Origin of the sequence: Bacillus sp. JJ1609, assembly GCF_036967045.1 — a bacterium.
GTDB lineage: Bacteria > Bacillota > Bacilli > Bacillales > Cytobacillaceae > Mesobacillus.
Window position 1 is genome coordinate 16,961 of record NZ_JBALSS010000052.1, and the last position, 12,468, is coordinate 29,428.

A 12,468-nucleotide genomic window follows, 5' to 3' on the forward strand; every position below is an offset into this window, starting at 1 on the left:
AACAACTCAAAGAGAAAATGGGGCGGCGAGTTGTTATGAGAGGTGGTCCGAGAACAACTCAAAGAGAAAAAAGGGCGACGAGTTGTTATGAGAGGGACCCGAGAACAACTCAGCTGGAAAAAATCTCATCGAGTTGTCATCGGAGGGACACACAACCAATTAACTTGCTCTAAGCGGTGTCTTTTGGAGTAGACTGCAAATAAGATACTGTTCATAGCATAAGTCTAATTTACTAATTTTTACAAACTGGGTTGATAGGACGTAATCCTGACCGATATAAAAGCAAAGCAGAGGATGTACATCAGGAGGAGAAGCAATGCATGTTTTGGATCTGATTGCTAAAATCAACACCAGTGTCGAAGAGCTCGACTTTGCTGCCGCTAGGTTGTATATGGAAGAAAACATTGAAATCCTGAACGAGAATAGGAACTATTTAAAGACGAATGCCAGGGATTTACTTGAGTTTTTAACGAAAAGAATGGAAGCAGGCCAAAAGCCGCTGACGAGACAGGATATGTCGGTCATCAATGCGGTGAATAGCTATGCGTCAAAATTTGACCTGAGAGGCCTGAAGGTAATCATCAGGGATCATTCTCTGTTATTTTTACGGAATGATATCTCAGCCTATTTGAATATGGATGCGAGAATTATTCTCGAAGGAATGGGCGCGATCCATAAAGCAGGGTAACCGGAGTAACTCTATTAACAGGAATTGAATAATTTTATAATAAGGTTACATTTTTTCGGATAGCGGTTTCCACATTGGAAATCGTTTTTTTATTTATCAGAGCCGTGCTCAAATCTTTATGTGATGGGAAATATGACCTTTCCCATAAGGAATGTCTATCACAAAGCGGAATAATTTTCATACAGAATATTACAGGATTTTTACAGAAAATAGCGAATATAAACATATTAGTGTAAAAATATCAAAGAAGATAAAGAGAATGATTGATAGATGGGGGAGGGAAATCCAGTGAGGGATCAAATGAATCCGACTGTAGAGAGAATTTTAGTAAATATCGACAAGGTCATGACCGGTAAACGAAATGTCGCTGAACTGAGCTTGATTGCATTGCTTGCCGGCGGCCACGTGCTGCTTGAGGATGTACCAGGTGTGGGGAAAACGATGATGGTGCGTGCGCTTGCGAAATCTGTGAGCGCCCAGTTCCGCAGAATCCAGTTTACACCGGACTTATTGCCGTCAGATGTTACCGGTGTATCGATTTATAATCCAAAGGAAATGGAATTCCAGTTCAGGCCTGGACCAATCATGGGCAATATCATTCTTGCTGATGAAATTAACAGAACGTCACCTAAGACACAGTCTGCTCTTTTGGAAGGGATGGAAGAGCAAAGTGTTACGGTTGATGGTGTGACACATAGGCTTGAGAAGCCATTCTTTGTTATGGCGACGCAAAACCCGATTGATTATGAAGGAACTTACCCGCTGCCTGAAGCGCAGCTTGACCGTTTCTTATTAAAAATGAAGATGGGCTATCCTGCATTGGATGAAGAGATGGAAGTTCTGAGTCGGGCGCAGCGCAACCTTCCAATTGAAGATCTGCAGCCGGTTGTTACGCTTGAGGATCTTCGTGACCTTCAGAACGAGATTAAAGAAGTTTTTGTTGATGATTCAATCAAGCGCTATATCGTTGAGCTTGCGAGCAGGACCCGCGGCCATGCGAGTGTCTATCTTGGTGCGAGCCCTCGCGGATCGATCGCGCTGATGAAGGCGGCTCAAGCCTATGCGTTTATTTATGGCAGGGACTATGTCATTCCAGATGATGTCCAGTATTTGGCTTCATATGTTTTTGCTCATAGGATCATCTTGAAATCTGAAGCCAGATTCGAAGGGATTACGGCTGAGGATGTCGTGAGCAGAGTGTTAGCGAGAGTGCCTGTGCCGGTGCAAAGGCTTGTGAAGTAATATGAGAAGAATTTTCCAAAAGTTCAAAGAAATTTGGAAGCTCATCGTGTTGCTATTTTTAATCATCATTACTTTCTCCTATGCGATGTTTCAGGGAGGCTTTGTCAGCTGGTTCCTTTTCTACAGCTTTTTACCGTTTGGTCTGTATGCTTTAGGACTTGCCCTATACTCATTGAAAGAAATCAGGGCTGAAAGAGTCTATACAAAACAAGAATACAATGCTGGCGAAAAGTTTAAGGCAAGCATTGTCCTTGAACGGAAATTTCCCTTCCCGCTTTTTTATGCGATTGCGGATGAACAGGCTGGGGAGACGCTTGCTGGCAACAATGATCTGCAAAAAGCGAAAACGATGCTTTTTCCGGGGTTCAATCGTGTTTTCAGTTTTGACTATTCCATTGAAAATCTGCCGCGCGGTGAGCATCTTTTAACAGGAATCAAGCTGAAAACGGGCGATCCACTCGGCTTGATTGAAAAAGAAAAGCTCCTGCCTTTTGAGAGCAAAATCCTCGTGTACCCTGCATATCAGGAGATGGTCTACCGCCCGGTTGCCCATCATTTCGACCAGGGGATGACGGCATCAAAGGAACGGGTACAGCGTGATACTTCGATGGCAATCGGGGTCAGGGAGTATCAGCCTGGAGACCGTTTTTCCTGGATAAACTGGAAGGCTACCGCCAGGCGGAACGATATTATGACGAAGGAATTCGAACAGAGGCAGTCCCATGATGTTTCGATCCTGATGGATTGTGCTCCTGAGCAGCGATTTGAAGTCGTTGTTTCGTTTACTGCTTCTGTAATCAGGGCAATTTTACGAAAAGGTGCACAGGTGGGCCTGCTTACTTCAAGTGCTGAGCGGACCGTTTTTCCAATCCGCGGCGGAGAAATCCAGCAACAGCAGCTTCTCTACCATTTGGCTAAAATCCAGGACGAGAGCCCGGTTACATTTGACCGTGTGCTGGAGGCTGAGACTTTCCTGGCGCAGCAAAATAATTCAATCATGCTGATTACCGCTCAATTGACAAAGGAGCTGATTGAAAAAGCAGCTTTTTACAATCAAAGAAATGGTTCAGTCAGCATTTTCCAGATTAAGAATGCCCAGGAATCCCCAACTAAAGCGGAAATAAATTTAAGGTCATCTGCATACGCGCGAGGAATCAGGCTAGTCATGGTCCACGACGGTCAATTTTCAGAAGCCTTCTCGGAGGTGAACAGAGGATGACGATGGATAAACCAAAAAAAGATATTACCGTCTTTTTATTGTATCTATTCAGCTTTCTGCTGCTGTGGGAGTGGCTGCGGCCATTAAAGGAACTAACAGACACAGGCCACTTAAGTGTATTTCTTGCATTTGTCTTTATCTCATTGATGATGTCTTATTTCGGGATGCCGGTCATTCCGTCGGGTTTAATTAAAATGATTTTTATCCTGTACTCGGTCCATTTCATGTATTATGAAGGAACGTTTTTCAGCGTAGGCTGGTTTGGCGAGCTGATACGGGAAGTCCAGGCGAATGCAGGGCTCGTGATGGCTACAGAGTGGAATGAGTTAACGAATGTTTTTCGGACGCTTCTGTTCTTTGTCCTGTTGTGGCTGATGTCCTATTTGATTCAATACTGGCTGATCAACAGGAAGCAAATCTTTGTCTTCTTTTTCATGACAATGATTTATATTACGGTGCTTGATACGTTCACCCCTTATGAAGCAGATGTGGCCATTGTCCGGACGGTCATCTCTGGTTTTGCCGTGATGGGAATGCTGGCCTATTACCGTATTGTGGACAAGGAATTTGTAAAGAAAAATCTTGATAGCGCGAAAAAATGGATGGTGCCGCTGGTCGTTATGATTGCTTTGAGTGTTGGTATTGGCTTTACAGCGCCAAAGGCAGATCCCATCTGGCCAGACCCAGTGCCATTCATCACTTCATATAATGAGGACAGTGGCAGCGGAAGCGTCAAGAAAGTTGGTTATGGAACGGATGATTCTGCACTTGGGGGACCGTTCATCGGTGACGACAGGGTTGTTTTTGAAGCTGAAGCCGATGGCCGGCATTACTGGAGAATCGAGACAAAGGATATTTATACAGGTAAAGGCTGGGTAGTGGAACCAGGGACAGAAATGCCAATCAGTTTCTATCCGCAGCAAGCCGTACCACTACAGCCGTTTGAAGCTGGAGTAAAGACAGAGCAGCGTACAAGCAAGGTGATTCCTAAGATAGGCTATCCACATATTGTTTATCCGCTTGGGGCTAAGCAAGTGGATGCGCCAGTGGGAAATAGAATACTTGAATTCAGCCTGGACCCTGTTACGGAAAAAATCCTTTCAGTCACTGATGGTACAGCAGGTTCAATTGGGCCGTATTCAGTCACGTTTGATTACCCGGTATACAGCATGGAGAAGCTTAAAGCTTCAGGCGCTGCAGGTCTTCCGGCTGATAACTATGCAAACACAGAATTTATGGAGAAGTATACCCAGGTTCCGGAGGGTCTACCGGCAAGGGTAACAGACCTTGCTGCAGATATTACCAAAGATAAAACATCGTGGCTTGATAAAGCAAAAGCGATTGAAAAACACTTCCGATCCAATGAATTCGTGTATGACCAAAGCAGAGTGGCAGTCCCTGAAGAGAATCAGGATTATGTTGACCAGTTCCTGTTTGAAACGCAGCGTGGTTATTGCGATAATTTCTCCACTTCGATGGTCGTCATGATGCGTACACTTGGAATACCTTCCCGTTGGGTAAAAGGGTATACAGAAGGGGAATACAAAGATACGCTAGAGGATGGACGCAGGGTTTATGAGGTAACCAATAACAATGCCCATTCCTGGGTAGAAGTGTATTTCCCTGGTGTTGGCTGGCTCCCATTTGAACCGACACAAGGTTTTTCAAATAATGTGCAGTTTGAATATGAAAAGAAAGACACACAAACTCAAACAGATCAAGATACTGAAGAAGATACGACACCTGAGGCTCCTAAGAAGCCTGAAACTCCGGAAGAGCAGGCAAAGTCCAACCAGCCTAAAATCTCTTTTTCAGATGGTTTGAAAAAAGCGGGAACCTTCCTGAAGACAAACATGAAGAAAATCGTCTTAACTCTGCTGGCTTTTGCTCTCCTTTCAGCTATTCTTTACAAGTTGCGCGCGAAATGGATGCCGATTTTTTACATCCTTCTCTACAAGTATAAAAAGGATGACAAATACCTGGAAAAGGCTTATATGGCTCTCTTGAAGCAGCTCGAGCGCTATGGCTTGAAAAGGGAGAAGGGCCAAACATTGAGAGACTATGCGATTTACGTGGATCAATTTTTCTCATCGAAAGAGATGGGAAGGCTGACAACCACATATGAAGAATATCTCTATCGAGGCAGCTCGGAAGAAGGCGTGTGGGAGGAAGCAAAAAAACACTGGGAATTCTTGATTAAAAAAGCTGGTGCTTGACCGTTAAATTATTATACTGGTACAATGTTTGAAAATATATAGAATAATCCTTCATATATCCTCGATAATAAGGTTCGAAAGTATCTACCAAATCACCGTAAATGATTTGACTATGAAGGCAGATTCTTTTCGTTCGTCCAGGGCTGGAATTCTGCTTTCATTTTTTTGAAAGGGAGAATTCTGGCTTTTTTAATGCGGCGGAAATTGGATAGGCTATTAATATTACATAAAGCCAGTATTCTCCCCCAAGGTCCTTAAGAGGAAGTGGCGTCTACGAGCGTGGCGACGGACAGGAAGTTCTAGTCAGGCGAGTGCCACACGATGTGGCATGCTACGAGCGTGGGATTTTTAAATTTTAATGAGGTGACTTTATGAAAAATGAGCTTCAAGACCAGGAAATGATTGTTGTATTAGATTTCGGCAGCCAGTATAACCAATTGATCACGAGAAGGATCAGGGAATTTGGCGTTTACAGTGAGCTTCACCCACACACGATCACTGCAGAAGAGATCAAGAAAATGAATCCAAAAGGAATTATTTTCTCAGGCGGTCCGAACAGTGTTTATGACGAAGGGGCATTCCGCTGTGATGAGGAGATTTTTGAACTAGGCTTGCCGATCCTGGGCATTTGCTACGGAATGCAGCTGATGACGATGCATTTCGGCGGCAAAGTCGAAAAGGCGAAGAACAGGGAGTATGGTAAAGCGCTGCTGACTTTGCATAACCAGAATGCTTTATTCGGAGGCACACCTGAAGAGCAAATTGTCTGGATGAGCCATGGTGACCTGGTTACGATGTCACCGCCTGGTTTCAGTGTAGACGGAATCAATCCATCCTGCCCGATTGCGGCAATGAGCGATGAAAGCCGCAAGCTTTATGCGGTACAATTCCATCCTGAGGTACGACACTCTGTTTATGGTAATGACCTTTTGAAAAACTTTGTTTTCAAGGTATGTGAATGCAAGGGTGACTGGTCAATGGAAAACTTCATCGAAATTGAGATGGAGAAAATCCGCCAGCTAGTTGGCGACAAAAAAGTCCTTTGTGCATTGAGCGGCGGTGTGGATTCTTCTGTAGTAGCAGTCCTGATCCATAAAGCAATCGGCGACCAGCTGACATGTATCTTCGTTGACCACGGCTTATTGCGAAAAGGCGAAGCGGAAGGCGTCATGCAGACTTTTGCTGAAGGTTTTAATATGAATGTCATTAAGGTCGATGCGAAAGAACGCTTCTTAAACAAGCTGGAGGGAGTTTCTGACCCTGAGCAAAAGCGAAAAATCATCGGCAATGAGTTCATTTATGTATTCGACGATGAGGCTACAAAATTAGAGGGAATCGAGTTTTTGGCTCAGGGCACGTTGTATACCGATATTATCGAAAGCGGGACTGCGACTGCGCAGACTATCAAGTCCCACCACAATGTGGGCGGGCTGCCTGAAGATATGCAGTTCAAATTAATCGAGCCGCTGAATACATTATTCAAGGATGAGGTAAGAGCGCTTGGTGCAGAGCTTGGCATTTCTGATGAAGTCGTCTGGCGTCAGCCGTTCCCGGGTCCTGGACTTGGAATCCGTGTTCTTGGGGCGATTTCTGAAGAGAAGCTTGAGATTGTTCGGGAATCAGATCAGATTCTCCGTGATGAAATCAAAAAAGCTGGCCTTGACCGTGACATCTGGCAATACTTCACTGTTCTGCCTGACATCCGCAGTGTCGGTGTAATGGGCGATGCGAGAACGTACGACTACACGATCGGCATCCGTGCGGTTACTTCAATTGATGGCATGACATCCGATTGGGCAAGAATCCCTTGGGATGTTCTTGAAATTATTTCTACGAGAATTGTCAACGAAGTAAACCATGTGAATCGCGTCGTTTATGATATTACAAGCAAGCCACCTGCAACAATTGAATGGGAATAAAATACGAACGATTTTAAAAACGAACATGAAAATGTTCGTTTTTTTTTATTGACTAGGGCAAAAAGTCCTGTTAGAATAAAGCAGAACTTAATAATTTGTCAAAATTCGTCGTATAATATTGGGGATATGGCCCAAAAGTTTCTACCGAGCTACCGTAAATGGCTTGACTACGAGGTGAATAAAACAGGTGTGCAATAGCTCTCATCTTTTTTCTGCCCTGTTTTTATCCAATTGCCTACAGTCAACGCCTCGGTATCCGTGGCGTTTTATTTTTGGCCATATTTCCCGAATTAATTGTTCAGGGGGAAAAGAGATGAAGAAGTATTTCGAATTTGAGAAGCTAGGCACGAATTATCGCCGTGAGTTCATGGGCGGTATGACAACATTCCTTGCAATGGCCTACATTTTAATTGTCAATCCAATCACGCTGACTCTGGCGGATGTAAAAGACCTTCCGGATGCATTGAGAATGGATTACGGTGCAGTATTCGTTGCAACCGCGCTTGCAGCCGCACTTGGATCGATTATTATGGGTCTGATCGGTAAGTACCCGATCGCGCTTGCTCCTGGTATGGGCTTGAACGCCTTCTTTGCCTACACAGTTGTTTTGGGTAGTGGAGCTCCTTGGCAGCATGCACTTGCAGCTGTATTCATTTCAGGAGTATTCTTCCTGTTGCTGACGATTTCAGGTCTTCGTGAAAAAATCATCAACGCCATCCCGGTTGAACTGAAGCACGCAGTTGGTGCTGGTATTGGATTATTCATTACTTTTATCGGGTTGAAAAATGCTGGAATCATCGTTGACAATCCAGCGACATTGGTTGGTTTAGGGGATTTAACAAACGGAAATACATTGCTTGCAATCTTCGGTTTGCTGATCACGGTTATTATGATGACTAGAGGAATTAATGGAGCAGTATTTTTCGGAATGATCGTAACGGTTATTGTTGGTATGATTTTTAACCTGATTGATAAGCCTGAACAAGTGGTTGGTGCTGTACCAAGCATCGCACCTACTTTCGGTGCAGTATTTACAGCCTTTGGTGATCCATCATTCTATACAGCAACAATGGTCGGCATTATTTTGACCTTCCTGTTTGTAGACTTCTTTGACAACGCAGGTACACTGGTTGCTGTAGCTAACCAGGCTGGATTGATGAAAGACAATAAGCTGCCGCGCGCTGGCCGTGCACTTTTCGCGGATTCTATCGCATCGATTGTCGGATCTATTCTTGGAACATCAACAACGACTTCTTATATTGAATCATCAGCAGGGGTTGCTTCTGGAGCACGTAGCGGTTTTGCTTCCCTTGTAACGGCAGGATTCTTCCTGTTAGCCCTGTTCTTCTTCCCGGTTCTATCAGTTGTGACAGCACCAGTAACTGCACCTGCATTAATCATTGTCGGTGTACTGATGGTCTCATCTCTTGGTAAAATCGAATGGTCTCGCTTTGAAATTGCGGTTCCATCATTCCTGACAATGATTACTATGCCGCTTTCATACAGTATTGCAACTGGTATCGCAGCAGGATTCATCTTTTATCCAATCACGATGATGGTAAAAGGCCGCAGAAAAGATATTCACCCAATCATGTATATCTTCTTCATCATCTTTGTTCTTTACTTTGTATTTTTAACAGAATAACAGAGAGGGGGTTCAGCAGGTTTCTGCTGAGCCTCTTTTTTTGCAGAATTACCATTAAATAAATTTCGAATTCAAAGCTTTGTGGATTGACTTCTATTTTTACCTTTTATACGATATTCGGTAAGACAAGCTGAAACGGGGATGCAACATGGATAAAATTGAAGTGAAAAAAGGATTAAACAATAATGTCATGATTGCTGACCACCCTAAATTTGGCGAAGTTATCCTGATCGGCAAAGGAATTGGCTTCAACCGGAAAAAGGGAGATCTAATAGAAGACGGTCAAGCGGAAAAGATGTTTGTCCTAAAGGATGAAAAAGAACAGGCCAATTACATCAAGCTCCTGCCGTTTGTAGAAAATGACCTGCACGAAGCAATCATCGCTTCTATTGAACTGATAAAGAAGAGGACCGCCAGCACTCTGAACGAGCATATACACGTAGCGCTGACGGACCATCTGATGTTTGCTGCCAGCAGAATGGCAACAGGCCTTGAATTCAAGAATCCATTTTTAGTGGAAACAAAGACTTTGTATCCGACGGAATTTGAAATCGCCAAAGATGTGGTTCAGCTGTTCAAAGATAAATCTGGGATAGAGCTTCCGGTTGGGGAAACAGGGTTTATTGCCCTGCATATTCATAGTGCGGTAATGAATCGCAATCTTTCTGAAGTCAATATACACTCGCAGCTTGTGACAAAATTGGTACAAATGATAGAAGATCATTTAAATATAGAGATAGATAAAGAAGGTATTGATTACACGAGACTCGTGCGGCATCTGCGTTTTGCGATTGAAAGGGTCAATAATGGCGAAAAGGTCGATGAGCCGGAAAAATTTTCTGCCCTCTTGAAAGAAGAATATCCTGTGTGCTACAATCTTTCATGGAAACTCATTAAAGTGATGCAGCAGACCTTGAAAAAACAAGTATGCGATGCTGAAGCTGTGTATCTGACGATGCATTTGCAAAGGCTTCAGAAAAAAGTTAAATAGGTTATAATTTTTTACGTGTTACTGATTCGATCAGGCATGAGTAAGAATGTAATTGAAACGAAGTTTTATGGGTAATATATCCGTATGCTTCTTTTCGGTACATCTTTCTCATGCCTTTTTTATTTGTTTTTTTAATGTTTGTAACCGCTTTAGGAGTAAAAAATAACAGGAGGTATTCCTATGTTTAAGAAAGCTTTTGGTGTTCTGCAAAAAGTAGGGAAAGCGCTTATGCTTCCAGTTGCACTATTGCCAGCTGCAGGTATCCTGCTTGCTCTTGGTGCGGCTCTAAGAAACCCTGCATTGCTGGAGCTTGCTCCATTTTTAGATAATAGTGGCGTCGATATGGTTGCTGCTGTCATGCAAAAAGCCGGAGACATCGTCTTCGGAAACCTGCCGCTCTTGTTTGCGGTTGGTGTAGCTGTTGGTTTGGCAGGCGGTGAAGGAGTTGCCGGTCTGGCAGCGATTATCGGTTACCTGATCATGAACGTAACGATGGGTACAGTTTTAGGTATTACTCCAGAAGATGTTAATGGGCTTAATTACGCAAGTATTCTTGGTGTCCCTACCCTTCAGACAGGGGTGTTCGGTGGTATCATCGTTGGGATCATTGCTGCGGGGCTTTACAATAAGTTCTATGAAATTGAATTGCCATCTTACCTTGGTTTCTTTGCCGGTAAGCGATTTGTACCAATTATCACTGCCGGAACAGCTATCCTGCTTGGTTTATTGATGCTTGTCATTTGGCCTCCAATCCAAAGCGGATTAAATGCATTCTCACAAAATATGGTTCACGCAAACCTGACTCTTTCTGCATTTATATTCGGTGTAGTAGAACGTTCGTTGATTCCATTCGGATTGCATCATATTTTCTATTCACCATTCTGGTATGAGTTTGGTCAGTATACGACTCAGGCTGGAGAAGTTGTACGCGGTGACCAGCGTATCTTCATGGCTGAAATCGCGGATAACGTACAAAACCTTTCTGCTGGTACATTCATGACTGGTAAATTCCCGTTCATGATGTTCGGTCTTCCAGCTGCTGCATTGGCTATTTATCACGAAGCACGTCCTGAAAGAAAAGTTGTTGTCGGCGGTTTGATGGTATCTGCTGCTTTGACTTCGTTCCTAACAGGTATTACAGAACCACTAGAATTCTCATTCTTATTCGTTGCGCCAATACTATTTGGTGTACATGCTATTTTTGCCGGTTTATCTTTCATGGTAATGCATCTATTGGATGTAAAAATCGGTATGACATTCTCAGGTGGTCTAATTGACTACATTCTGTTTGGTTTGATCAACCCGCAGACAAATGCTTGGTTAGTCATTCCGGTTGGTTTAGTATTTGCGGTGATTTACTATTTCGGATTCAGATTCGCTATCCGCAAGTTCAACCTGATGACTCCTGGCCGTGAAGCGGTTGAAGATGATCAGGAAGAAAGCGGAGCGAAGCGTAACACTGGCGATCTTCCATACGAAGTGCTAGAAGCAATGGGCGGACAGGAAAATATCGCTCACCTTGATGCTTGTATCACGCGCCTTCGTGTATCTGTAAATGACATCAAAAATGTAGATAAAGATCGTTTGAAAAAACTTGGCGCTGCAGGTGTCCTTGAAGTGGGCAACAATATCCAGGCAATCTTCGGCCCTCGTTCAGAAACAATCAAGGGACAGATGAAAGATATCATGAGCGGCAAGAAGCCACGTCCAGTGGAAACAGTTCAAGCTAAAGAGGTTGAGCAGCAAATTGAAGAAGTAAATCCAGAAGCATTGCAAACGCATCATGATAGAGATGCAGAAGTAATCGTTTCTCCTATTAAAGGTGAAATCAAGCCAATCACTGAAGTGCCAGATGCTGTATTCTCAGGAAAAATGATGGGCGACGGTTTTGCGATCGTTCCATCTGAAGGCACAATCGTTTCACCGGTTGACGGTAAAATTGTAAACTTATTCCCTACAAAGCATGCTATCGGCATTCTTTCCGATGCTGGAAGAGAAATCCTCATCCACGTGGGTATTGATACAGTGAACTTGAAGGGACAAGGCTTCGAAACGCTTGTTTCTGAAAATGATACAGTGACAAAAGGACAGCCATTATTGAAGGTGGATCTTGATTACATCAAGGAACATGCGACTTCAATCATGACTCCGATTGTCTTCACGAACCTTGCTGAAGGTGAAAGCATCGTTATTAACAAGCAAGGCAATGTAGACGTGAAGGAAGAAAACATCATCACTATTTCTAAATAAGAAGCAGTTCTGCCAGCCTCCCTGTATGGGAGGCTGTTTTTGTATGTAAAAGATTTGTTGTAGGGTAAGAATGAAGTGTGTGCTTGAAAGAACAATTCATTTTCCATTTTTTACAATGTTTAAACATGTTGACTCTGGAGATGGGCGATGATAGTATATAGAAACAGTCGCGAACAAGTTAACAACATTTTAATCTTGAAAAAAAGAAATTAAAAAAGCTGTTGACATTCGATGCTGTAACGTGTTAAATTATTAAAGTCGCTTCTGAGCGGCGCAAACAAATTGCTCTTTGAAAACT

General features: G+C 43.4%; 8 protein-coding genes and 2 riboswitches. All 8 genes read left to right on the top strand.

What is annotated here, in order from left to right:
* Window positions 1-316 precede the first annotated feature (316 nt).
* The 8 genes from V7654_RS23695 (at window position 317) to ptsG (ending at window position 12,170) form a co-directional block, all read left to right on the top strand.
* A complete protein-coding gene (locus V7654_RS23695) occupies window positions 317-688 on the top strand; it encodes a hypothetical protein (RefSeq protein WP_335433360.1) in 372 nt (123 codons plus the stop codon).
* A gap of 300 nt (window positions 689-988) precedes the next feature.
* The gene (locus tag V7654_RS23700) at window positions 989-1,930 is read left to right on the top strand and encodes an AAA family ATPase (RefSeq protein ID WP_335433368.1); all 942 of its coding nucleotides are present in this window, start codon (window positions 989-991) and stop codon (window positions 1,928-1,930) included.
* Between the two features lies 1 nt (window position 1,931).
* On the top strand, window positions 1,932-3,149 hold the full coding sequence (locus V7654_RS23705; RefSeq protein WP_335433361.1) for a DUF58 domain-containing protein: 1,218 nt from the start codon (window positions 1,932-1,934) through the stop codon (window positions 3,147-3,149).
* Window positions 3,146-5,365, top strand: a complete 2,220-nt coding sequence (locus V7654_RS23710) for a transglutaminase TgpA family protein (RefSeq protein ID WP_335433362.1) — start codon at window positions 3,146-3,148, stop codon at window positions 5,363-5,365. Before V7654_RS23705 ends, V7654_RS23710 begins: the two co-directional genes overlap by 4 nt.
* A 31-nt stretch (window positions 5,366-5,396) precedes the next feature.
* Window positions 5,397-5,498: riboswitch (purine riboswitch) on the top strand.
* Between the two features lie 238 nt (window positions 5,499-5,736).
* Window positions 5,737-7,284 carry a glutamine-hydrolyzing GMP synthase gene (gene guaA, locus V7654_RS23715; RefSeq protein WP_335433363.1) on the top strand — a complete coding sequence of 516 codons (1,548 nt, stop codon included), beginning with the start codon at window positions 5,737-5,739 and terminating at the stop codon, window positions 7,282-7,284.
* An 88-nt stretch (window positions 7,285-7,372) separates the two neighbouring features.
* A riboswitch (purine riboswitch) is annotated at window positions 7,373-7,474 on the top strand.
* 123 nt (window positions 7,475-7,597) lie between these two features.
* Window positions 7,598-8,929 (top strand): NCS2 family permease, encoded by a 1,332-nt coding sequence (locus V7654_RS23720; protein ID WP_335378562.1) that lies wholly within the window; start codon window positions 7,598-7,600, stop codon window positions 8,927-8,929.
* A gap of 148 nt (window positions 8,930-9,077) precedes the next feature.
* Window positions 9,078-9,920 carry a glucose PTS transporter transcription antiterminator GlcT gene (gene glcT / locus V7654_RS23725; protein WP_335433365.1) on the top strand — a complete coding sequence of 281 codons (843 nt, stop codon included), beginning with the start codon at window positions 9,078-9,080 and terminating at the stop codon, window positions 9,918-9,920.
* Between the two features lie 180 nt (window positions 9,921-10,100).
* Window positions 10,101-12,170 (top strand): glucose-specific PTS transporter subunit IIBC, encoded by a 2,070-nt coding sequence (gene ptsG / locus V7654_RS23730; protein ID WP_335433366.1) that lies wholly within the window; start codon window positions 10,101-10,103, stop codon window positions 12,168-12,170.
* The last annotated feature ends 298 nt before the right edge of the window (window positions 12,171-12,468 follow it).

What these genes read in the sequence shown, in the direction of transcription:
- guaA (WP_335433363.1), top strand. Translation starts at nt 5,737, where the DNA reads ATGAAAAATGAGCTTCAAGACCAGGAAATGATTGTTGTATTAGATTTC.
- V7654_RS23705 (WP_335433361.1), top strand. Translation starts at nt 1,932, where the DNA reads ATGAGAAGAATTTTCCAAAAGTTCAAAGAAATTTGGAAGCTCATCGTG.
- ptsG (WP_335433366.1), top strand. Translation starts at nt 10,101, where the DNA reads ATGTTTAAGAAAGCTTTTGGTGTTCTGCAAAAAGTAGGGAAAGCGCTT.
- V7654_RS23695 (WP_335433360.1), top strand. Translation starts at nt 317, where the DNA reads ATGCATGTTTTGGATCTGATTGCTAAAATCAACACCAGTGTCGAAGAG.
- glcT (WP_335433365.1), top strand. Translation starts at nt 9,078, where the DNA reads ATGGATAAAATTGAAGTGAAAAAAGGATTAAACAATAATGTCATGATT.
- V7654_RS23700 (WP_335433368.1), top strand. Translation starts at nt 989, where the DNA reads ATGAATCCGACTGTAGAGAGAATTTTAGTAAATATCGACAAGGTCATG.
- V7654_RS23710 (WP_335433362.1), top strand. Translation starts at nt 3,146, where the DNA reads ATGACGATGGATAAACCAAAAAAAGATATTACCGTCTTTTTATTGTAT.
- V7654_RS23720 (WP_335378562.1), top strand. Translation starts at nt 7,598, where the DNA reads ATGAAGAAGTATTTCGAATTTGAGAAGCTAGGCACGAATTATCGCCGT.